Source organism: Bradyrhizobium sp. 1 (genome assembly GCF_023073315.1).
Taxonomy (GTDB): domain Bacteria; phylum Pseudomonadota; class Alphaproteobacteria; order Rhizobiales; family Xanthobacteraceae; genus Bradyrhizobium.
Map to the genome: position 1 here is coordinate 236,204 of NZ_JADPJH010000026.1, position 20,897 is coordinate 257,100.

A 20,897-nucleotide genomic window follows, 5' to 3' on the forward strand; every position below is an offset into this window, starting at 1 on the left:
CTTCGCGCATTCGCAAGGCTAATCCACCCTACGACAGCCGTTCTTGCGTTGACGTCCTCCCGCTCCCGCGCCAATCTTCCGGAAAACAAATTCGGGAGGATCAGCCATGCTCCGCGCCGAGGATAACAAATTCCTGACCGAGTCGGGCCCTGGGACAGGCATGGGCGAGTTGCTGCGCCGCTTCTGGATCCCGGTTCTGCTCTCGGAAGAACTCCCCGAGCCCGACGGCGAGCCCAAAAAGATCATCGTTCTCGACGAGGAGCTGCTCGCCTTTCGCGACTCGCGCGGGGTCGTCGGAATCATCGATCAATATTGCCCGCATCGCGGCGCCAATCTCTGGCTTGGGCGCAATGAGGAATGCGGCATCCGCTGCGTCTATCACGGCTGGAAGTTCGACACCGACGGCCGATGCGTCGATATGCCGACCTCCTATCCCGATCTCAATGCGAAAGACCTGATCCGCATCAAGTCCTATCCGGCGCGCGAATGGGGCGAAATGATCTGGGCCTATATGGGCCCGCTTGAGGCCATGCCCGAGCTGCCCGATCTCGAAATGGCGCTGCTGCCGGCCTCGCACCGCTACGTCAGCAAGAAATGGCAGGACTGCAACTGGGTGCAGGCGCTGGAAGGCTCGATCGACACCGCGCATTTCACCTTCGCCCATCTCTCCTTCGACAAGGAGGAGAACGAGATTCTGAATATCAAGAAGCACTTCGTGAATCCGATCGCGCGGATGTCGAGCGACCACATGCGCTGGATCGCCGAGGACCCGCGTCCCGTGATCAAGGTCGCCCCGCATGAGGCAGGGCTGACGATTGCCGGCGGCCGGCTCACCGGTGGAGACAACATCTACTGGCGCATCGCGCAATTCCTGATGCCGTTCCATGCCTATGCGCCGAGCGCGATGCCGGGCGAGAACATCTTTGGTCAGAGCTTCGTGCCCGTGACCGACACCAATTGCTGGATCTACACCTATGCCTGGAATCCGGAGCGGCCACTGACGCAAGCCGAGCGCGATGCCTTTGATCGCGGCAACGGCGTGATCGCGGAGGTCGACGACAATTACGTGCCGCTCCGTCACAAGGGCAACGATTACCTGATCGACCGCAAGCTCCAGCGGACCAGGAGCTATACCGGCATCAAGGGTGTCTCGGAGCAGGACGCGGCCGTGCAGGACAGTCAGGGCCCGATCGCCGACCGCACCCGCGAGCATCTCGGCCCGACCGATCTCGGCATCATGCATTTCCGGAAAGTCGTGATGGAGCTGGCGCGCGCGCTCCAGCAGGGCGAGCCGCCGCCGCAGGCCGCGCATCAGGACCGTTACGCGGTGCGCTCCGGCGCCTGCGTCACCAGCAAGGCCAAGGACCTGCCCGCGGTGATGCTGGAACGCTTTGGCGATGCCGCCGGCTTCGTCGGCCGGCCGCAGATTGCGGCAGCGGAGTAGCGCTTGGGGCAATCGCGCAGCATCATCGCAGTTCTCGCCGTGTCGCTCGTCGCGTCAATCCTGTTGTCGTCGGTTGCCTCCTTTAATGCCAGCCAAGCAGCTCCTGCGCGAAAGATTGCCAAGCACAGACCGAGGCCGCCAGAGCCGCCGCTCAAGTGCGAGAAGCCAAAATTTCGGATCGTCGTGGATGCCGGGCACACGCCGGATTCCTATGGCGCGTTGAGCGCGCGCAACGATCCGGAGTTCGGCTTCAATGTCCGTCTTGCGAGACTGATCACGACGAAACTCAAATCCGAAGGCTTTGCCGCAACCCGCCTGCTCGTCACGGATGGCAAGGCGCGGCCAAGCCTGCTCAAGCGGGTCAGCGCCGCGAATGACGGCCGGGCCGATCTATTCCTGTCGATCCATCACGATTCGGTGCCGGACAAGCTGCTTGAGACCTGGGAATTCGACGGTGCGCCAAGCTATTTCAGTGACCGGTTCTCAGGCCATTCGCTGTTCGTATCCGAACGCAATCCGCACTTCGCCACCAGCCTGATGCTGGCCCGGATGATCGGCCGGCAGTTGAGGGATCAGGGCCTGCATTATGCCAGCCAGTACACAATGCCGGTGATGGGCCGCTACCGGCGCCAATTGCTGGACAAGGATGTCGGCGTCTACCGCTATGACGGGCTCGTCGTGCTGTCGCAGACCCGAAGCGTTGCGGTGCTGCTCGAAGCCGGCTCCATCATCAACCGCGATGAGGAGATGACGATGAACTCGCCGGAACGGCAGGAGCTGATTGCGGGAGCAGTGGCGGCGGCGGTGGGGGAGTTTTGCGAGAGGCGGTAGATTGCGTCCCAACAAAGGGCGTCTATGGCCGATGTTCCTGAGCTCCGTGACGAACGTGTAGAATCACGCGTCTTCAGCAGGGTTGATCGCGTAAAATACGAGATAAGGGTAGCGAACGGTTGGGAACATACGAACACCGGGCTCATCGGTAAGGTGGCCAGCCTCGGGAAAATCCTGGAGTAGGCCAGCGACCGCCTTGATGCGTTCAATCACAGCAGTTGCGGCCGTACGATTGCGCTCGTGGATATAGGAAAATATCCCGTCGATGTCCGAAAGCGAGCTTTCGGACCAGCGCACCCTCATGCGCTATAGCGATTGAAGACAGCGGCGACAGCCTCGTCGCTCGCCAGCCGTCCCTCGCGCATATCCTGCAAACCCCGGCGTACGGCATTTCGTTCGTCGTCGCTGAGCCGATAGATGCCGAGATGCCTGTTCTCGATGTCGGTCAGCGATCGCATCAGTTCTTCCTGGGCCTCTTCGGGCCAGGCCGATACGCGTTCCAACAGGATTTCGAGCGCTTCCTTAGTCATCTCACGATATTAGCAGATAATGGGGGAACGTGCACGCCCTACAGCGGCCCCCCCCGATATTCCCTGTTCGCCAAGCTCGCTTCCTCCAGATCCAGATCCCGCTCGATCCGCCGCCGCGTCTCGTCCGTGATCTGGCCGTCGCGCAGGAGGTCGTGGATGAACTTGCGTTCGGCGGCGATCAGCTCGCGGGTCAGCGCGGTGCCGGCGGCGGAGACGTCATGGTTGGCGGGATCGAGCGAGTCCGGTAGCTGGTTGACGCGGATGTCGTGGCGGGCGCGCAGCAGCCCCATCACCTCGTTGGAGACTTCCTTTTCCGCGGTCAGCGCGTCCAGCGATTTCAGCGCGGCATCGAGCGCCTGGCGGCGCGCGGCGATCTCGGCCTCGTGCTCGGCGACATGCTCGTTGCGGCCGGCTTCCGCGACGCCGAGCCAGCGCACCACCGGCGGCAGCGTCAGTCCGACGCCGATCAGCGTAACGAAGATGACCCCGAACGCGACGAACAGGATCAGGTCGCGATAGGGAAAGGCATCGCCATCGGGCAGCGTGAACGGCAGCGCCAGCGCGGCCGCCAGTGACACCGCGCCGCGCACGCCGGTGAAGGCGAGCACGAACGGCCATTGCCAGGGCGGCGATGGATCGCGCTCGCGCAGCGACTTGCTGAGGATCCGCGGCAAATAGGTCGCGGGATAAAGCCAGACGAAACGCGCGATCACGATGATCGCCAGCACCACGGCGGTCGCGATCAGGATGTCGTCAAGCGGGAACGCCTTCGACTTCTCGTAGAGCGCCCGCATCTGGAAGCCGGTGAGCAGGAACAGCAGGCCCTCGATCAGGTAGATGATGAGGTCCCAGAAGAAGATGCCTTGCAGGCGCGTCGCCGACGAGATCAGGAGCGGGCCGTTCCAGCTGACATAGAGGCCACAGGCCACGGTTGCGATCACGCCGGAGCCGCCGACATGTTCGGGCAGCCAATAAGAGACGAAAGGCGTGATCAGCGACAGCGTCAGCTCGACCTGCTGATCCCGCGCCCATTTGCGCAGACGCAGGGAGAGCCAGCCGACGCCGATGCCGAAGGCAATCTCGCCGGCGACGATCAAGGCAAACTCGCCGGCCGCGAGCGGCAGCGAGAAATGACCGACCGTGATGGCAGCGAGCGCGAAGCGGTAGAGGATCAGCGCGGTGGCGTCATTGGCGAGCCCTTCGCCTTCGAGGATGACGAGGAGCCGGCGCGGCAAGTTGAGCCGGCGCGCGATCGCAAGCGGCGCCACCACGTCGGGCGGCGCGACGATGGCGCCGAGCAGGAAGCCGATGGTCCAGGGCAGGCCGATCAGATAATGCGTGGCCGCCGCCACCAGCGCCGCGGTGAAAATCACCGCGCCGACCGCGAGCAGCACGATCGGGCGCAGATTGTTCCTGAACTCCCGCCAACTCATGGCGACGCTCGCCGAGTAGATCAGTGGCGGCAGCACCATCAGCAGCACCAGCTCCGGCGGCAGTTCCACCGGCGGCATGCCCGGCACGAAGGCGAGGCCGACGCCGGCCAGCATCAGCAGAATGGCCGGCGCGACGCTGAAGCGGCGGGCGACAAGCGCGGTGCCCGCCAGGACAGTGAGCAGAATGAGAAAGGTCTGAAATTTCGCTGCGATCATGACCTGTCTTGGCCCGGAAGCAGCCAAGAGGTCAATGCGGCGCGCCTCATGCCAGATGGTCGGCCACCATGCGCCCGATGCGTGCGAATGCGGCCTCGATCTGTGCCGCACTCGGCGTGCCGCCCTGGGTATAGGCTGTGATCAGAATCGGCGTACCGGGCTTCGGCCAGACCACGGCGATATCGCCCGATGCGTCCTTGCCGTTGTTGCCGGTCTTGTCGCCGATGGTCCAGCCTGCCGGCAGGCCGCCGCGCAGACGGTTCGCGCCGGTCTTGCAGCCGACCAACCATTCGGTGAGCTGGGCACGCGAGGCCGCCGACAGCGCTTCGCCCGTCACCAGCCGCTTCAGATTGCTCGCCATCGCTGCTGGCGTCGTCGTGTCGTGGGGATCGCCGGGCGCCGAGCGATTGAGCTCGGGTTCGTTGTGGTCGAGCCGCGATGTGGTGTCGCCGAGCGATCGCCAGAATGCGGTGAGTGCGGCGGGGCCGCCGATCCGCGCCAGCAGCAGATTGGCGCAAGTGTTGTCGCTGAGCTCGACGATCGCCTTGCACATGTCGGTGACCGATATCGCGCCGGCCGAAAGATTCTGCTTCGCGACCGGTGCGTACTCCAGCAGGTCGGCCTTGCCGTAAGGGATCATGCTCGCAAGCTGCTCCTCGCCGCGATCGACCCGTGCCAGCACGCAGGCCGCGAGTGACGCCTTGAATGTCGAGCACATCACGAAGCGTTCGTCGGCACGCCATGCGAGCTTTGCGCCGGTTGCGAGATTCTCGGCATAGAGGCCGATCCGTCCGCCGCTTTCGCGTTCGTAGGTTTCGAGTTCAGGCGGCGCGTCTGCCGCGAGCGCGGGAGAGGCGGCCATCCAGCAGAGCGAGGCAAGCAGGGAGCGGCGGTCGAGCAGCATGGGGGACTTTCCTTTCTTCGCCTCTCCCCGCTTGCGGGGAGAGGCCGACGCGCGAAAGCGCGGCGGGTGAGGGGGACTCTCCGCGAGTCCAACTGTCACTGTGTTTGCGGAAGCAGCCCCTCACCCCAACCCTCTCCCCATAAGAACGGGGAGAGGGAGGCTAACGGAGCGCCCCCTCACTCCCTCAAATCATATCGATACGATTTCGACACGATCTGCCAGCCGTCAGCCAGCTTCATCGCCACCAGATAATCCGTGAAGAAACGTGGCGGCAACTGGCACCGAACCTTGATGAAGGCGGTCTTGTCGTCGGAACGGTCGATGGTGACGATGAAATCCTCGCGCGGCTTGCCTTCGGCCTTGCCGGAGGGGCGCTTGCGCACGCGGTCGAGCCAATCGGGTACGGTCAGTACCTGAAGCTCGCCCTTCTCGACCCAGCGCAGATCGGCAGAGGGATGGAAGATGGCGCCGAGCTTTTCGGCGTCGCCCTCGTAGAGCCCGTCGAAATAGGATTGCACGACGGCTTCGACGCTCGAACGGTTCTGGCTCATGGGTCATCCCTTTGCATGATGGCGCGGGTGGAACTTAGTCGTACACATCGAAATGCGCTATGGGTGTGCCAGCCATTTGCGCGAAGGCTTTGCCATGACCGGATCAGAAAATTCGAACGCTCGTATCCTCACCGGCGAATGCTATTGCCGCGCCGTGCGCTACGAGGTGGCGGATGAGTTCTCCTATGCGATGAACTGCCACTGCTCGAACTGCCGCCGCACCACCGGCTCCGCCTTCAAGCCGTTCGCCGGGATCCCGCAGGACAAGCTCCGTATCGTCCATGGTGAGGATCAGCGCCTCATCTACGGCGACGACACCACCCATGACGCGCACTGCGCCCGCTGCGGCTCGCTGCTTTATTCCCGGGTGCGCGAGGGAAAATGGGTCCATGTCGCCATGGGAACCCTGGTCGAAGCCCCCTCGATCCGGCCGAGTGCCCATATTTTCGTGGGCTCGAAGGCGCCCTGGCACGAGATCGCGGACAATCTGCCGCAGCACCGGGGGCATGTCGGGGATACCTAGGGGAATCCGGTCCGGCCCCGCCTTTGCCGGCGAACCGCGGCCGTTCTGGTGCGACATACAAAAGGGGGCTTTCGGCTGGTCGCCGGCGCCCCTTGGTGACCTCCATCACAAGCGCCGCTGGCCGGTCCTGCTAAAGCTGCTCAAAGAATTTTCGGAAATCGTGTCATGCGCAATTTATTCAGACTTTGCCCGCTTCTCCTCGCCGCCGCGCTGCTGTTCGGCGCCGGGCCCGCATTCGCAGGAAAGCGCGTCGCGCTGGTGATCGCCAACTCGGCCTATCAGCACGCGCCGTCGCTGACGAACCCCGTCAACGACGGCTCGGTGATGGCGAAGACGCTGAAGGATGCCGGCTTCGACATTGTCGATTCCCGGCACGATCTGTCGGCCCTGGATACGCGGCGCGTGCTGCGCGAATTCGCCGATACAACCCGCGATGCCGACATCGCGGTGGTCTACTATGCCGGCCACGGCATCGAGGTCGAAGGCTCTAACTATCTGATCCCTGTCGACGCCAAGCTCGAGCGCGACACCGACGTATATGACGAGGCGCTTTCCCTTGATCGCGTCCTGGTCGCGGTCGAGCCGGCAAAACAGCTTCGCCTGGTGATCCTCGATGCCTGCCGTGACAATCCGTTCGGCCGAACCATGAAGCGCACGCTTGCCTCGCGCGGCATCGGCCGTGGTCTGGCCCAGGTCGAGCCGACCAGCTCCAACACGCTGATTGCCTATTCGGCCAAGGCCGGCTTCACGGCGCAGGATGGCGACGGCGCCAACAGCCCGTTCACGATCGCGCTGTCGAAGCATCTGACGACACCGGGTCTCGACGTCCGCCGCGCCTTCGGTTTCGTGCGCGACGACGTGCTCAAATCGACCGCCAACAAGCAGGAGCCGTTCGTGTACGGCTCGCTCGGCGGCGAAGACGTCCCGCTGGTGCCGGTCAAAATGGTGGCTGCAGCACCAGTGGCGCCAGTGGCGAACCCGCAGGCCGATATCCGCCGCGACTACGAGCTCGCGCTTCAGGTCGGCAACAGGGCGGCGTGGGATGCGTTCCTCGCCCAGCATCCCGACGGTTTCTATGCGAGCCTTGCCAAGCTTCAGGTCGAAAAAATCGGCGCCGAGCAGGCCCACGCTGTGGCGACGGAGAAGGCGAAACAGGCCGAGGCCGAGCGAGATCGTCTCGCCGCGGTCGGCGCGCAGAAGGATGCCCAGGCCAAGGCTGCAGCCGATGCGAAAGCCGCCGAACAGGTGCAGGTTGCCGCGCAGAAGGCCAAGGAGCAGGCGCAGCAGCAGGCGGCTGCCGCCGAACAGCAGCGCGTCAATCTCGCCGCCGCCGCACCGAGCACTGCGCCGGCTAGCACGGCGAGCCCCGCCAGCACCAACGTCGCGTCGCTGACGCCGGCCACTGCGCCGGCCGATCTCAGCCGCTCGATGCAGACTGAGCTCAGTCGCGTCGGCTGCTTCTCAGGGCAGGCAGACGGTAACTGGAATACATCCTCGCAGCGGTCGCTGTCACAGTTTAACCGCTATGCCGGCACCAAGCTCGACGTGAAGGTCGCGAGCACCGACGCGCTCGATGCGGTCAAGGCCAAGCCGTCACGCGTCTGCCCCCTGGTTTGCGAGCACGGCTTCAAGGCTGACGGTGACAAGTGCAGCAAGATCGTCTGCCGTGATGGCTACGCGATCAACGACGACAATGAGTGCGAAAAGCAGCGTGCGGCCAAGCCGGCGAAGCCTGCGACTGCGAAACGTGACGATAGCGAGGACCGTCCTGCACGGCAGCGCCGTCAGGCTGGCGGCGCGGCAGGTGGTTATGGCGCCGCTGCCGGCATTGCTGCCGCCGCGGGCGTCAGTCGGCCTTCGGGCGGAGGGCAGCTGTTCTGCAACAGCGCCGGCTGCCGTCCGGTCAACCGCGGTTGCCATCTCGAATTTCGCGGCGGCGGCGGCCCCGGCAATGATGCCAATGCCGAGGTGTGTCACTAGGCCCGGGACCGCAGATTAGTTCGAAATCGCGCTCGCAGCGATGTTCACGGTCAGCGCCAGCAAGGCCGTGTTGTAGATGAAGGACACGATGCCGTGCGCCGTTGCCGTGCGGCGGATGATTTTGTCGGAGATGCCGACATCGGAGACCTGCGCGGTCATGCCGATCACGAACGAGAAATAGACGAAGTCCCAATAGTCGCAGTGATCTTCCTTGTCGCCGCTCGGGAACTGCAATCCGCCGGTCGGGTCGCGGTAATAATCATGGGCGTAATTCAGCGCGAAAGTCGTGTGCACGGCAGCCCAGGATAGCGCGATGGTGGTTATGGCGATGGTCAGTTCCGCGGCGCCGCGGTGAGCGCCAAGCTCCGAGACGATCGCTGCGATACTCGCAAACGCGCCGATCGCCGTCACCAGCAGGATCACGAAGCGGCCGTCGTCCTGCATCGCGGCTGCGCGGCGGATGTGATGGTGGTCGTTGCACAGCATCATCGTGTAGACCAGCACGAGATAGACCGCGATCAGGGCGTCCCAGCCGAACAAGAGCCGGGTCACCAGCCGGTGCGAGCCGGGGACGAGCAGGCAGACCAGGATGCCGGCGCCGAGCGAGATAAACGTCCGCGGCCGGGCGTAAATCAGCCGCACCGGCCGCGACATCTTGCGGAAGCGGGCGAGGGCAGGATCTTCTTTGTCGCCGCCCGCCATCGCGCGGCTAGTTCTTCCGTTCGGCGACAAACCGCGCTGCGGCCTGCAGCACGACGGCGCGGTCGCCGAAGATCGACACTGCGCTGTCGGCGCGCGCGAGCAGGTCGCGCACGCGCTGCTTGGCGCCGTCGATGCCGAGCTGGGTGACGAAGGTGGTCTTGCCGAGCGCTGCATCGGCGCCGGCCGGCTTGCCGAGGGCTGCCGCATCGCCTTCGACGTCGAGCAGATCGTCGGCGATCTGGAAGGCTTCGCCGAGCGCGCGGCCGTAATCGTCGAGCGCCTGATATTCCTTTTGCGAGGCCTGGCCGAGGATCGCGCCGGCGATGCAGCCGTAGCGCAGCAGCGCGCCGGTCTTCATCTGCTGAATACGGGCGACATCGATCGGCTCGTTGCCACCAAAACGGCCCTCGCCGGCGAGATCGAGGATCTGGCCGCCCACCATGCCGCCGATGCCGGCGCAGCGCGCCAGCGCGCGCGTCAGCAGCAGCCGCACATTGGCGTCGCGATGGATCTCGTCGCGGGTGATGATGTCGAAGGCGAGCGTCAGAAGGCCGTCGCCCGCGAGGATCGCGGTCGCGTCGTCGGTCTTCTTGTGCAGGGTGGGGCGGCCGCGACGCAGGTCCGAATTGTCCATCGCCGGCAGGTCGTCATGGATCAGCGAGTAGCAGTGGATGCATTCGAGCGCCGCACCAGCAAGCAGCGCAGCTTCGCGCGACACGCCGAACACGGCCGCACTCTCGACCACCAGGAACGGCCGCAGGCGCTTGCCGCCGTTCAGGCTCGAATAGCGCATTGCGTCCATCAGTCGCTTGGGCCGGGCGATCTCATCGTGCAGGATGTCGTCCGACAGCAGGCGGCCAAGCAGGGCCTCGGTGTCATCAGCGGTCTTGTCCAGACGTTTGGCGAAATCGGACGGGGACGTGCCGGTCATCAAGAAGGGCTCCAGAACTAAAATTCGGCGGGACAATCCTTTATGCGCCCGTCCCAGTCAATCGTTTGGAAGGCCTAAAAAGTGCTGGAAAAGGCCCGAATTATCACAGACTTAATGGCCCAGCCCGTGGCCGCATTTCATTTTGCGCCGGAAAGGTTGATTTGCGGATCGTCAAAACCCTTCTCCTGGTATTCGCGGTTGCGCTGCTCGCGCCTTACGTGATTGCGCCGTTCTACCGCACCGGCCATCCGGTTTCGACGCTGATGGCCTGGCGTAGCTTGCGGGGCGCGCCGATGCAGCGGGAATGGATCGATCTGGCGGCGATGTCGCCTTATCTGCCGCGCTCGGTGGTGGCGGCCGAGGACGCCCATTTCTGCAAGCATCATGGCATCGACTGGGGCGCACTGCGCGAGGCCATCGACGACGCCAAGGAGGACGGCACCGCCTTCCGGGGCGCCTCCACCATCACCCAGCAGGTGGCGAAAAACCTGTTCCTCTGGCAGGGCCGGGATTTCGTCCGCAAGGCTCTGGAATTCCCGCTGGCGCTGTGGATCGACTTCGTCCTGCCGAAGGCGCGGATCCTGGAAATTTACCTCAACATCGCCGAACTCGGCCCGCAGGGCCAGTTTGGCGTCGAGGCAGCCAGCGCCTATGCCTTCGGCAAATCGGCCGAGGACCTCTCGCCCCGGGAAGCGGCACTTTTAGCCTCGATCCTGCCGAATCCGGTCAAACGCAGCGCCCGGACCCCGGGGCCGGGCGTCCGGCGGCTGGCCGGGACCTATGTGGCAAGGGCGCAGGCCACCTCGCTTTCGACCTGCTGGCGGGAAAATCGCTGATTTCGGGTCCTTTTCGGGCGTATTTTCCGGCCCAGAACCCTAGATTTAAGGTCTGCCTTCCTCTATAAGCCCGGCCTTGACTGGCATTCAGCTCGCCTCGGTTTGCGGGTGCTGAGCCGTCCCTTTGCGGACGATGCCCCGAAACACCAATCCCTAGAGGATATTGAAATGGCCGTTCCGAGAAGAAAAACCTCGCCGTCGCGTCGTGGCATGCGCCGCTCGGCAGACGCCATCAAGAAGCCGACCTATGTGGAAGACAAGGACTCCGGCGAGCTCCGTCGTCCGCACCATCTCGACCTCAAGACCGGCATGTACAAGGGCCGTCAGGTCCTGAAGAAGAAAGAGTCCTGAGTTTTAGGACCTTATTCTTTGGGCAGGATGATTTCGCCTGCCTGATTTCGGCCACCCTATGAGATATGACAGTGACGGCGGCGGAGCCAATGCTTCGCTGCCGCATTGTCCTGTCCGGATATCTTGATCGAGAAGGCATTTCGCCGATGGTCGGTTTCCCGCTGCTTTTGATTCCGCTCGCGGTCTACAACATCATCGCCTTCCTGATGCCGAGCGTGTCCTTTACGGACGTGCTGTTCAAGGTGCCGATGATTACGGGCGAGACCTGGCCGGTCACGCTCGCCGACTTGATGCTCGCCCTTGGCGTCGTGCTGCTGCTGCTCGAGGTGGTCAAAGGCGCGCGGCCCGGCGCGAAATTCCTGATGGATCATCTGTTGTCGCTGATCCTGTTCGGCGCAGCCGCGGCCGAATTCGTGATGTGGCCCAAATTCGGCAACTCCACTTTTTTCCTGCTGGTGCTGCTCGCGATGGCCGATTTCCTCGGCGGTATTGCCCAGCGCACGCGCCGCCGTGTCACCTATGTCGCCGAGACAACAGTGCCGGCACCGCGCAAGGCCAAGCGCCAGGCCGAGCCACCGGCCGATGAAGTCGCGGCCGAGCCCAGGTTCGAGCCGGTGACCGCGCCAGCACCGGTCGCGCCACCCGCGCCTACTGCGCAGTCGGTTGCCGAATCCGTGCTGATGGATCATCCCGCGCCGAAGCCGCTGATCCCACCCTCGCCGGAAATTCCTTCACCGGATTTGCAGCCGGGCAACGGCACGCCGTCCTCGCCCGATACGCTGCGCTGATTGACTTCAAGCCACCTGCCGCGTGCGCGCGGTAACGCTCGGCAGAGGGCGTTTGCCGCCATAGGCCATTTGCGCATCTTCCGAGGACGCCCGCCGGAGCCGGCTGGTCTGGGGCAGCTGCTCGGCATTGGCGATGAGCTGGGTGACGAAGCTCGGATCCGGGCGCGGCAGTGGGGCCTTGTTGACCCACTGCAATGTCGGGATCATCGGCACCAGGGCCGTGCCCGTGCCGTTCGCCGCCTCGTCCAATCGATCAGTACTCAACATCGCTATCACCGTTGATCCGGTGAGCCTGTCGCGTTTCGGGACGCGGGCGCCGGGTGCGTGTCAGTACTCGCAAGGCCTATGCCGGACGGGCCGGTTTGGTTCCCTTGCCCCTTCACAACGTGGTTTCCAAATTGTTTATGAACTTTGCCTAGGGTCGGAGGCGAATCTGGCCGTATTCTGTGCCGGCTCAGGACTACCCGCTGTCCCGAAACGAGGCGATTTTGACCCCTGCATTGCCGCAAGCCTCCGACATCCTCGCTGCCCTCGGCCAGGCCGTTTTCGTCTGGGACATCGCCAACGACGCCATCGTGTGGGGCGACCAGGTTACTAGCGTCTTCCCCGGCATCCCCGCCGAGCGGCTCGCGACCGGCGCCGAATTCGCCAAGCTGATCGAGCCCGTGCAAACGCTCCGAACCGCCGCGCTGGCGCAGACCTCCCCCGTGCACGGTGCCGACGGCACGCCTTACCGGGTCGAGTACGGCGTGCGCATGAGCGCCGCCGATCCCGTGGTCTGGATCGAGGAGACCGGCCGCTGGTTTGCCGGTCCCGACGGCCGCCCTACGCGTGCGATTGGCTCCGTTCGCATCAACAATGAGCGTCATGCCCGCGACGAAGAGCTGACGAAGCTCGCCCGGCTCGATCCTCTCACCGGCGAGCTCAACCGCTCGCATCTGATTGCGGCGCTGGCCGAGGCGATCGAGGAGACGACCCGCTTCCGCTCGACAGCAGCCTTCATGCTGGTCGGCATCGATCACCTCGCCCGCGTCAACGACGCCTTCGGCTTCGACGTCGCCGACGCCGTGATTCTCGACATCGGCAAACGCATCCGCGCGCGCCTGCGCGGCGGCGACGTACTCGGGCGCTTTTCCGGCAACAAGTTTGGCCTGATCCTGAAGAACTGCACCATTGACGACATGAACGTCGCCGCTGAGCGTTTCCTTGCCGGCATCCGCGACGAGGTGGTGCCGACGAAATCCGGTCCGGTCTCGGTCACGGCCTCGATCGGCGCGGTCAGCCTGCCGCGCTACGCCCGCAACACCGACGAGGCGGTCAACCGTGCCCATGAGACGTTGGACGCCGCCAAGCGCCGCCGCGCCGGCTCGTTTGCGACCTGGCGTCCGGATGCCACGCGCGATGCGCAGCGCCGCGTCAACATCCGCGTCACCGACGAGATCGTCACCGCGCTGAACGAGCGCCGCATCAAGCTCGCCTATGAGCCGGTGGTTGCGGCCGCCTCACGCGAGCGCGCGTTCCATGAATGCCTGGTGCGGATGGACCAGGGCGACGGCCAGGTGCTGCTCGCGCCCGACATCGTGCCGGTCGCCGAACGGCTCGGCCTGATCCGCCTCGTCGATCACCGCGTGCTCGAGCTCGTGGTTGCCGAGCTCGCGGCCGCGCCCGACATCCGCCTCAGCCTCAACATCTCGCCTGATACGACCATGGATCCGGATTGGTGGGCGGGCATCGAATCGCTGATGCAGGCCCATCCCGGCGTCGCCGAGCGGCTGATCGTCGAGATCACCGAGACGGTTGCGATCCAGGACATCGACGACGTGCGCGGCTTCGTCACGCGGCTGAAGAACTTCGGCAGCCGCATCGCCATCGACGATTTCGGCGCCGGCTACACCTCGTTCCGCAATCTGCGCAAGCTCGGCGTCGACATCGTCAAGATCGACGGCGCTTTCGTGCAGAACATCACCCGTTCCGCCGACGACCGCGCCTTCGTGCAGACCCTGATCGACCTCGCCCGCCGCCTCGACATCAAGACGGTCGCCGAATGGGTGCAGGACGAGGAGGCCGCAAACATGCTGCGCGACTGGGGCTGCGACTACATCCAGGGCAGGTTGATCGGGCTGGCCTCAGCCGAGCGCCCATGGGCCGCGGTGTCGGATAGTGTGTTTCCGGCGGCGGGGTAGGGCTTCGTCGCCGCATCGGTGAGAGACTTTACCGGCCTGCCAAAATTCCCTTTGAAATCAACCCCCTCTCTACTGTGCATGGGGTTGTTTTCGTGAAACCTCACGAGGGGAGCGGGAACAGCCGGATTACGCCACCCTTCGAACCGCGTTCAGCGTCTCGATGGTGCGCCCCACCTCGGCCGCCGGGCAGGGCCTGCCGAAATAATATCCCTGCACCGCGGTACAGCCGCATTCGCGGACGAAGTCGAGCTGCTCGATCGTCTCGACACCCTCCGCCGTGGTCTCGACGCCGAGCACGGAGCCGAGGCTGGCAATGGTGCGAACGATGGCGACACTCTCCGGGCTTTCGCCGAGCGTGCCGACAAAGGAGCGGTCGATCTTGATGCGGTCGAACGGAAATTTGCGCAGATAGCTGAGCGAGGAATAGCCGACGCCGAAATCGTCGAGGCTGACGCGCACCCCTAGCGCGCGGAGCTGATGCAGGATCTCGATCGTGGCCTCGCTGTCGTCGAGCAGCGCAGTCTCGGTGACCTCGAGCTCGAGCCGCCGCGGCGGTAGCCCCGCTTCGGCAAGCGCGCTCGTCACCATCGTCACCAGCCCGCGCGCGCGGAATTGCACCGGCGACAGGTTCACCGCGACGGTGACATCCGGCCACGAGGCGGCGGTCGCGCAGGCCGTGCGCAGCACCCATTCGCCGATCGGAACGATCAGCCCGTTTTCTTCGGCGATCGGAATGAATTCCGCCGGCGAGACCAAGCCACGCGAGGGATGTTTCCAGCGCAGCAGCGCCTCGAAGCCGGTGAGCTCGGTGGTGTCGAGCCGCACCTGCGGCTGGAACACCAGGTGGAATTCATTGGCCTCCAGCGCGCCGCGCAGATCGTACTCCAGCGCGTGCCGACTGCGCGCATGTTCCTCCATCTCGGGCTCGAACAGCTGATAGGCGCCGCGTCCCTTGGCCTTGGTCTGGTACAGCGCGAGGTCCGCGCATTTCATCAGCTCGTCGGCATCGAGCCCGTGGTCGGGCGCGATCGCGATGCCGACGGAGACGCCGACGTGGATCGATTGGCTTTCCAGTGGCGGCGGATGGCCGATGATCTCGACCAGGCGGCGAGCGAGCCGTTCGGCCGATTGCGGCTGCGGTCCGCGCTGGAGCACAGCGAACTCGTCGCCGCCGAGGCGCGCAACGGTGTCGTGCTCGCCGACATTCTCCTTCAGGCGCGCGGCGACCCAGCGCAGCAGCCGGTCGCCGGCGGCGTGGCCGAGGCGGTCGTTGACGGTCTTGAAATTGTCGAGGTCGAAGCACAGCACGGCCATGGCGCCGCCGGCGATCGCGACCTGGTTCAGCCCCTCGCCCATCTTCTCGCGGAACAGCGTGCGGTTGGGCAAGTCAGTCAGGGAGTCGTGCCGCGCCATGTGCGCGACGCGGGCCTGCGCCTTGTGGCGCTCGGTGACGTCCTCATAGGTGACGACCCAGCCACCGAGCTCCATCCGCTTGTGATTGAGCTTGATGATGCGGCCGTCGGTCAGATGGCGGTGCAGCGTGTGCTCGCCCTCGCGTAACCGCTCGACATAGTCGGCGTAGATCTTCGCGCCCGTCATGTTCGGATGGATGCCGAGATCGCAGCTGTGCTCCATGATCTCGCGCATCGAGACGCCCGGCTTCACGATGTCGGGCGACAGGCCGTACATCTCGATATAGCGGCGATTGCAGACGATCACGCGCAGGCTCGAATCGAGCATGCAGAGGCCCTGGCTCATGTTGTTCAGCGCCGCGTCGAAGCGCCGGTACTGCTCGCTCAGTTCCTCGACTGCGTGCTCGCGCTCGGTGATGTCTTCGTAGGTCGCGACGAAGCCGCCTTCGGGCAGCGCGCAGTAACGCACCGAGATGATGGTGCCATTCGTCATGCTTCGGCGCATCGCGGAGGAATCGCGGTCCGCGATCCGCGCGCTGGCGGCTTCCAGGACCTGCTGCGGGGTGTATTCCGAAGAGAACGCGCCGTTCGTCATCGATCGCTCGATCAGCTCGCCGAGATGCGTGCCGGGCCTGGTCTCTTCCGGCGACAGCCGGTAGATCTTGCGGTAGGTGTTGTTGCAGACGCGCAGGCGCATGTCGCTGTCGTAGAAGGCGAGCCCGTGCGCCATGTTCTCCAGCGCGGCGTCGAGCATGAAATTCTGCTGCCTCAGCGTCTCCTCGTATTGCAGCCGTTCGGTGACGTCTTCATGCACGGTGACCCAGCCGCCGTCGGGCAGGAAGCGGGAGACCGCCTGTACCATCCGCCCGTCGTAGCGCATCACCAGCAGGGTCTTTGCCTTCCTGCTGCGCACGTCCTCCAGGCGCGTGTCGTGGAACTCGTCGGCCGACATGCCCGGCATGTTGCCGCGCGAGAGCCAATGGTCGATGGTCGTGTCGTGGGCGACGCCCGGCTTCACGATGTCGGGGTCTAGGTCGTAGAGGTTCAGGAAGCGCTCGTTGCAGACGACGATGCGGCTGTCGGAATCATACATGATGAGACCGTGCGACATGTTGGCGAGTGCATGCTGGCTGCGCTCGGTCTGCACGCTCAATTCCGCCTCGAGCCGGGCGAGGCGGCTGACGTCGTCGCAGATCGTCATCCAGCCGCCGCCGGGAAGCGGCTTCAGCTCGAGCGTGATGACAAGGCCGCTTGCGAGCGTCTGTCGGGTGCGGAATGGCTCTCCGGCCGCGATCAAGGCAATGCGCTTGGCGTAGAGCGCATCGACTTCCCCTGCGGGGATGTTGCCGAGCGCGACGCTGTGACCGAGTACGTCACGATAGCGGGTCCCGACCCGCACTATCTCGGCCGACATGTTGAACAGCGTGAAGTAGCGCTGGTTGACCAGTACGATCCGGTTGTCGGCGTCGTAGACGCAGACACCCTGCTCCATATGGTCGAGCGCAAGCTGGCTCAGTCCGACGAGGGCCTGCGGGCCTTCTTCGCGGCGTGCACCAAGCTCGTTGTCGCTGGTCGACGTCATGGGATCGGCGGTGTCTCGGCGGGCAATAGACTTAACCCAACGTAATTCAGCCACCGAGCGTAGCGAAGAGGCCGGAAAATTCCCTTAAGCGCAGTAGTTTACGGAGGGTGACCGACGGTGGAGAGATGCGTGCGTCGGCGCGCAAGTGTCAGAGTGTCTGCAAGCCAGAGTTGGTCCGGGCTACAAGTGGGCCGCTACGGCCCGTACAGCACGAGCTCGGTATCGGTGAGGTCGGCGAGCCGCGGCCGGTGCGGGCCCTTGAAATATTTGCGGCCGCGCCGCTCGGTATAAATGCCGACGAGGCCGGGAATCGGGCCGTTGGCGTCGATCGCCACCGAGATCTTGCCGAGCCGCAGCAGCAACCGGCCGATGCGGCCGGCGCAGGCGGTGTATTCGGCGGCGCTACGGCAGTAGATCAGCTTCATTGCAGGCGGTGCAATGAAACCGCGGCGGATGCGCACTGGTTGCAGGATGAAGGGAAACGTACCCTTCGGCGTACGGCAGACCAGGCTGAGGCAATTGTAGCGCGCGTGCCGCGTCAGCAGCTCGGTCTCGGCTTCGGAGAGCCCCTCGATCGTCTTGGCGTGGGGTGAGATCACCTCGATCTTGCTCCAGCGCGGGGCGCGCGCCAGCGCAGGCACCGAGAAGAAGATGCCGCGGCAATAGGCGCGAAAACCCTGGGTCTCGATGATCGGCCAGGTCCACGTCGCCGGGCTGATGTTGAGGTAGGTGACGTCCTTGTGCCGCTGCGCGATCTTGGTCAGCAACGGCGCATAGTTGCGATAGGCCGGATCGACATACCAGCTCGACAAATTGCAATGGATGGCGGTCTCTTCGCCGTCCTTTCGCGCCGTGTAGATCAGCAGCAGCACGCCGACCGGCGTGCCGTCATTGTCGAGCATGTAGCCGAAGCGCGGATAGCCCTCCGGCACGGGCCGGAAAGCCTGCCGGCGTAGGCCCTGGATCCAATAGTTGCGCGAGCGGCCCACGAAGCCGCGCGTCAACAGGTCCGCGACCGCATCGACGTCGGCTTCGGTGATCTCGCGGCATCGGACCTTGGTGTGGATCACGCTCGTCTTGCCCGTAGAAATGGTCGGCCTCTTATCTTAGCGCCAGCCTTCGCCGTGAGCTTCAGTCGCGATCTGCGGCTGTAGGCCCATGATCTCCCGCACCTTGGCGGGCCAGGCGGAGACATCAGTGCCGTGGGTGTGGAACATGGCGACCGCAAGCCGGTCCATGCCGAAGGCGACGCAGCCGGTGTGCGCCGGCTCGCCATTGGCGTCCTTGATGTCCCAGGTGATGCCGAAATGCTCGCGGTGATAGTTGAAGCTCATGCAGGCGGTCGGCTGCTCTTCCGAGCGCAGCGGGATCAGCAGCTCGAACTTGAGCTGCTGCTGCTTCTGGCTCACCGCCTTCATCTGACCGACGCGCCCAAAGAAGGGGTCACTGGCATAGTCGACGCGGAAGGTGAGGCCGAGATCGGTCGCGATCGCCTGCGCGCGCACCATCCAGCGATCACGGAAATCGGACACATCGTCGGGACTGCCGATGCAGACATATTCGCGCATGCGGAACGATTGCAGCCGGTCGAGATGCTTTGACGGCTCGCGGCGGAAGCAGTCGGCGGCGACGTCGAAGCGCAGGCCGCCCTTCGGCAGTTGGCCGCGGCTCGCCGCGATCGGATAGACCGGATAACAGGCGGCGGGCGACAGCACGAGATCGGCCGGCGAGAGTGATGAGGTCCAGTCACCGCCGGCATCGAAGCGGCTTACCGCGGCGTTGATCTCGCGTTCGGTGCCGTGCAGGCCGCAGACGCAGCCGAGCAGGTTCGGAAAGCTCTTGAGGTAGCCGGATTTCTCCAGCTGGGAGCGGCTCATCACCGGCGGAAAGCGCATCACCTCGGTGCCGGCCTCGCGGTTGCTGGTGATCAGCGCGGCAAGCTTCTCGACGACGCCTTCATAAAGCGCGGTGCGGGCATAGACGCCGTCGGCGCCCATGCGGTGGAACAGCTTGTCGGCGAGATGATCCAGCGGATCTGCGATTTGCGGCGCGGTCTCGGGCGAATCGGGGAGGACGGCAATGTTCATGGTTCGATGTCCTGCTATTTCAAAATTGTTCTTGTTGGTCGCCAAGGCACGTTCGTCGCCAAGCACTTAGTCGCGAAGGCTCGTCGGCACGCCGCTCATCAGGGTTGAGGTTGCGGCGTTGGCCAGAATGCGGTCGTTGTTGATCATGATCGGCGACGACAGCACGTCGCGCAGATGGCGGCCCATGGTGAACTCGCCGTCGTTGCGGTAGCCGGAAAGGCCCGCAGTGCGCATCGCATGCATCACGGTTTCGACCGCGAGTTCGGAGGCCTGCACCTTCAGAAGGGTGATCGACGACTGGAAATCGAGCGAGCCGAGCGCACGCTCGTCATGCTCGGCGCGGGCGAAGGCGTCGATATTGGCCGATATCAGCGCGCGGAGTTTTGCGAGCGACATTTTTGCGGCGGTGAAATGTGCGGCCGCCGGCGGCATCTGGCCACCAGAGGTGCGCGCCGCCTTGCGGACGAAGGCCTGTGCGCGCGTCACCGCAGCAGCGGCAATGCCCGCCCAGGCCGACGACCAGCACAGATGCGCGAACGGCGTCATGGTCTGGGCGTGGATCTTGTCATAGGCCTCAGGGAAGACACGGTCGGCGGGGCAGTCGACCTTCAGCTCGAAACCCGTCGAGCAGGTGCCGCGCATGCCGAGCGTCTCCCAGCCCAGCGTCCGCTTCAGCGAATAATCGTCCTTGGCGAGCGCCAGCAGCACCTGGTCGGAGGCAGCCGCCTCGGTGGCGCGGCGGGCGATCGTGACGAGACCGTCCGCCTCGGCGCCGTAGGAGATCACGGTGGCGTCGCGCGTGAGCGAGACGGTATCGCCGGCGTGGTCGACCGCGGCCGCGCTGGCGCGGACGTTGCCGCCGTTCTGGCCTTCGGTGGTGGAGGAGGCGAGCAGCCATTGGTCGCGGGCGACCCGGCGCATCATGGTTTCCATCCAGGGAATGCCGTGGCCGTGTCTGACGACGCAGGCGACCTTTGTCGTGTGCATCGCATAGACCATCGCGGTCGAGGCGCAAGCGCGCCCGAGCGTGTAGCAGATGTCGGTAACGTCGTGGATCGAGGCACCGAAGCCGCCGAACTCGACCGGGATCATCACACCGAGCAATTTCTGCTCACGCGCGACGTTGAAAGCTTTATGTGGGAAGCGGGCGTCGCGATCGACGCCGTCGGCGTCGGCTGCCGCCGCAGCGGCGGTTTGGGCGGCGCGCTCGATCAAAGAGGGACCTTGCTCGAGGAAGCTTGATTGCGTCTCGTCGACAGTGAGGACCGCTTCACGCACGTTCATGCTCGTCCGCCTCCGTTTCGCCGTTCGAGATCGAGAGCATCATTCGCGATGCCGTCCACGATCATCCGGCAATTCTAGCTTGCGGCTGGAGGCTACGGATTTAATTCAAATTCGTCGATGAAATAGAGGGTAAACGAAGTCCAATTCCCAACGAACAGTTAAGGCCCGGTTGTTTGCATCCCCCGGATTTCCGCGATCCCGTTAGGGATCTGGAAGAAGCCAAAAATTCCAGACAATCTGAGTCATCGTTTACTAAGAAACGCGAAGTAATGGTGTCGCCCATTGCGGGATCGGCCGTCCCTGCCCATCGTAGCCCGCAGACCGGTCCG

At 64.5% G+C, this 20,897-nt stretch carries 20 protein-coding genes; 8 read left to right on the forward strand and 12 right to left on the reverse strand.

The window, feature by feature from the left end:
* The first annotated feature begins 106 nt into the window (after positions 1-106).
* Both IVB29_RS21625 and IVB29_RS21630 read left to right on the forward strand, forming a co-directional pair.
* The gene (locus tag IVB29_RS21625) at positions 107-1,444 is read left to right on the forward strand and encodes a Rieske 2Fe-2S domain-containing protein (RefSeq protein ID WP_247505411.1); all 1,338 of its coding nucleotides are present in this window, start codon (positions 107-109) and stop codon (positions 1,442-1,444) included.
* A 3-nt stretch (positions 1,445-1,447) separates the two neighbouring features.
* The gene (locus IVB29_RS21630; protein WP_247505412.1) at positions 1,448-2,275 is read left to right on the forward strand and encodes an N-acetylmuramoyl-L-alanine amidase; all 828 of its coding nucleotides are present in this window, start codon (positions 1,448-1,450) and stop codon (positions 2,273-2,275) included.
* A 63-nt stretch (positions 2,276-2,338) separates the two neighbouring features.
* Here the strand turns inward: IVB29_RS21630 and IVB29_RS21635 are convergent, their stop codons facing one another.
* The 5 genes from IVB29_RS21635 to IVB29_RS21655 form a co-directional block, all read right to left on the reverse strand.
* Positions 2,339-2,578 carry a type II toxin-antitoxin system RelE/ParE family toxin gene (locus IVB29_RS21635; protein WP_247505413.1) on the reverse strand — a complete coding sequence of 80 codons (240 nt, stop codon included), beginning with the start codon at positions 2,576-2,578 and terminating at the stop codon, positions 2,339-2,341.
* Positions 2,575-2,805 (reverse strand): hypothetical protein, encoded by a 231-nt coding sequence (locus IVB29_RS21640; RefSeq protein ID WP_247505414.1) that lies wholly within the window; start codon positions 2,803-2,805, stop codon positions 2,575-2,577. The genes IVB29_RS21635 and IVB29_RS21640 overlap by 4 nt, the downstream gene beginning before the upstream one ends.
* A gap of 38 nt (positions 2,806-2,843) precedes the next feature.
* Complete coding sequence (locus IVB29_RS21645; RefSeq protein ID WP_247505415.1) at positions 2,844-4,454, reverse strand: Na+/H+ antiporter; 1,611 nt, start codon at positions 4,452-4,454, stop codon at positions 2,844-2,846.
* 46 nt (positions 4,455-4,500) lie between these two features.
* Entirely contained in the window at positions 4,501-5,358 is an 858-nt protein-coding gene (bla, locus tag IVB29_RS21650; RefSeq protein WP_247505416.1) for a class A beta-lactamase, read from the reverse strand.
* A 176-nt stretch (positions 5,359-5,534) separates the two neighbouring features.
* Positions 5,535-5,909 carry a nuclear transport factor 2 family protein gene (locus tag IVB29_RS21655; protein WP_007598116.1) on the reverse strand — a complete coding sequence of 125 codons (375 nt, stop codon included), beginning with the start codon at positions 5,907-5,909 and terminating at the stop codon, positions 5,535-5,537.
* Between the two features lie 94 nt (positions 5,910-6,003).
* On the opposite strand from IVB29_RS21655, the gene IVB29_RS21660 reads away from it, so the two are divergent.
* Positions 6,004-6,432 (forward strand): GFA family protein, encoded by a 429-nt coding sequence (locus IVB29_RS21660; protein ID WP_247505417.1) that lies wholly within the window; start codon positions 6,004-6,006, stop codon positions 6,430-6,432.
* Positions 6,433-6,597: 165 nt separating this feature from the next.
* A complete protein-coding gene (locus IVB29_RS21665) occupies positions 6,598-8,412 on the forward strand; it encodes a caspase family protein (protein WP_247505418.1) in 1,815 nt (604 codons plus the stop codon).
* A gap of 15 nt (positions 8,413-8,427) precedes the next feature.
* Here the strand turns inward: IVB29_RS21665 and IVB29_RS21670 are convergent, their stop codons facing one another.
* Complete coding sequence (locus IVB29_RS21670; RefSeq protein ID WP_247505419.1) at positions 8,428-9,114, reverse strand: DUF1345 domain-containing protein; 687 nt, start codon at positions 9,112-9,114, stop codon at positions 8,428-8,430.
* A 7-nt stretch (positions 9,115-9,121) separates the two neighbouring features.
* The gene (locus IVB29_RS21675; RefSeq protein WP_247505420.1) at positions 9,122-10,045 is read right to left on the reverse strand and encodes a polyprenyl synthetase family protein; all 924 of its coding nucleotides are present in this window, start codon (positions 10,043-10,045) and stop codon (positions 9,122-9,124) included.
* A gap of 161 nt (positions 10,046-10,206) precedes the next feature.
* Here IVB29_RS21675 and mtgA point away from each other — a divergent pair, with 161 nt between their 5' ends.
* The 3 genes from mtgA to IVB29_RS21690 all read left to right on the forward strand — a co-directional run bounded on the left by mtgA (position 10,207) and on the right by IVB29_RS21690 (position 12,020).
* Positions 10,207-10,881 carry a monofunctional biosynthetic peptidoglycan transglycosylase gene (gene mtgA, locus IVB29_RS21680; protein WP_247505421.1) on the forward strand — a complete coding sequence of 225 codons (675 nt, stop codon included), beginning with the start codon at positions 10,207-10,209 and terminating at the stop codon, positions 10,879-10,881.
* 168 nt (positions 10,882-11,049) lie between these two features.
* Positions 11,050-11,232: a 50S ribosomal protein L32 gene (gene rpmF, locus IVB29_RS21685; RefSeq protein WP_007598106.1), complete on the forward strand. Its 183-nt coding sequence runs from the start codon at positions 11,050-11,052 to the stop codon at positions 11,230-11,232.
* Positions 11,233-11,378: 146 nt separating this feature from the next.
* A complete protein-coding gene (locus IVB29_RS21690) occupies positions 11,379-12,020 on the forward strand; it encodes a hypothetical protein (protein ID WP_247505422.1) in 642 nt (213 codons plus the stop codon).
* Between the two features lie 6 nt (positions 12,021-12,026).
* Here IVB29_RS21690 and IVB29_RS21695 read toward each other — a convergent pair whose 3' ends face one another.
* Entirely contained in the window at positions 12,027-12,287 is a 261-nt protein-coding gene (locus IVB29_RS21695; RefSeq protein WP_247505423.1) for a hypothetical protein, read from the reverse strand.
* Between the two features lie 221 nt (positions 12,288-12,508).
* Between IVB29_RS21695 and IVB29_RS21700 the strand changes: the two genes are divergently transcribed.
* Positions 12,509-14,203, forward strand: coding sequence for a bifunctional diguanylate cyclase/phosphodiesterase (locus tag IVB29_RS21700; protein WP_247505424.1), 1,695 nt, complete (start codon positions 12,509-12,511; stop codon positions 14,201-14,203).
* A 126-nt stretch (positions 14,204-14,329) separates the two neighbouring features.
* Here the strand turns inward: IVB29_RS21700 and IVB29_RS21705 are convergent, their stop codons facing one another.
* The 4 genes from IVB29_RS21705 to IVB29_RS21720 form a co-directional block, all read right to left on the reverse strand.
* The gene (locus tag IVB29_RS21705; RefSeq protein WP_247505425.1) at positions 14,330-17,197 is read right to left on the reverse strand and encodes a PAS-domain containing protein; all 2,868 of its coding nucleotides are present in this window, start codon (positions 17,195-17,197) and stop codon (positions 14,330-14,332) included.
* A gap of 194 nt (positions 17,198-17,391) precedes the next feature.
* Positions 17,392-18,267: an acyl-CoA acyltransferase gene (locus IVB29_RS21710; protein ID WP_247505426.1), complete on the reverse strand. Its 876-nt coding sequence runs from the start codon at positions 18,265-18,267 to the stop codon at positions 17,392-17,394.
* Between the two features lie 36 nt (positions 18,268-18,303).
* Complete coding sequence (locus tag IVB29_RS21715) at positions 18,304-19,284, reverse strand: amino acid--[acyl-carrier-protein] ligase (RefSeq protein WP_247505427.1); 981 nt, start codon at positions 19,282-19,284, stop codon at positions 18,304-18,306.
* 66 nt (positions 19,285-19,350) lie between these two features.
* The gene (locus tag IVB29_RS21720; RefSeq protein WP_247505428.1) at positions 19,351-20,568 is read right to left on the reverse strand and encodes an acyl-CoA dehydrogenase family protein; all 1,218 of its coding nucleotides are present in this window, start codon (positions 20,566-20,568) and stop codon (positions 19,351-19,353) included.
* Positions 20,569-20,897: the final 329 nt, after the last annotated feature.

Excerpts from the sequence above, each read along its gene's own strand:
- bla (WP_247505416.1), bottom strand. The coding sequence starts at position 5,358 with ATGCTGCTCGACCGCCGCTCCCTGCTTGCCTCGCTCTGCTGGATGGCC.
- IVB29_RS21705 (WP_247505425.1), bottom strand. The coding sequence starts at position 17,197 with ATGACGTCGACCAGCGACAACGAGCTTGGTGCACGCCGCGAAGAAGGC.
- IVB29_RS21720 (WP_247505428.1), bottom strand. The coding sequence starts at position 20,568 with ATGAACGTGCGTGAAGCGGTCCTCACTGTCGACGAGACGCAATCAAGC.
- IVB29_RS21635 (WP_247505413.1), bottom strand. The coding sequence starts at position 2,578 with ATGAGGGTGCGCTGGTCCGAAAGCTCGCTTTCGGACATCGACGGGATA.
- IVB29_RS21715 (WP_247505427.1), bottom strand. The coding sequence starts at position 19,284 with ATGAACATTGCCGTCCTCCCCGATTCGCCCGAGACCGCGCCGCAAATC.
- IVB29_RS21670 (WP_247505419.1), bottom strand. The coding sequence starts at position 9,114 with ATGGCGGGCGGCGACAAAGAAGATCCTGCCCTCGCCCGCTTCCGCAAG.
- IVB29_RS21660 (WP_247505417.1), top strand. The coding sequence starts at position 6,004 with ATGACCGGATCAGAAAATTCGAACGCTCGTATCCTCACCGGCGAATGC.
- IVB29_RS21690 (WP_247505422.1), top strand. The coding sequence starts at position 11,379 with ATGGTCGGTTTCCCGCTGCTTTTGATTCCGCTCGCGGTCTACAACATC.
- rpmF (WP_007598106.1), top strand. The coding sequence starts at position 11,050 with ATGGCCGTTCCGAGAAGAAAAACCTCGCCGTCGCGTCGTGGCATGCGC.
- IVB29_RS21640 (WP_247505414.1), bottom strand. The coding sequence starts at position 2,805 with ATGACTAAGGAAGCGCTCGAAATCCTGTTGGAACGCGTATCGGCCTGG.
- IVB29_RS21655 (WP_007598116.1), bottom strand. The coding sequence starts at position 5,909 with ATGAGCCAGAACCGTTCGAGCGTCGAAGCCGTCGTGCAATCCTATTTC.
- IVB29_RS21665 (WP_247505418.1), top strand. The coding sequence starts at position 6,598 with ATGCGCAATTTATTCAGACTTTGCCCGCTTCTCCTCGCCGCCGCGCTG.
- IVB29_RS21625 (WP_247505411.1), top strand. The coding sequence starts at position 107 with ATGCTCCGCGCCGAGGATAACAAATTCCTGACCGAGTCGGGCCCTGGG.
- IVB29_RS21695 (WP_247505423.1), bottom strand. The coding sequence starts at position 12,287 with ATGTTGAGTACTGATCGATTGGACGAGGCGGCGAACGGCACGGGCACG.
- IVB29_RS21675 (WP_247505420.1), bottom strand. The coding sequence starts at position 10,045 with ATGACCGGCACGTCCCCGTCCGATTTCGCCAAACGTCTGGACAAGACC.
- IVB29_RS21645 (WP_247505415.1), bottom strand. The coding sequence starts at position 4,454 with ATGATCGCAGCGAAATTTCAGACCTTTCTCATTCTGCTCACTGTCCTG.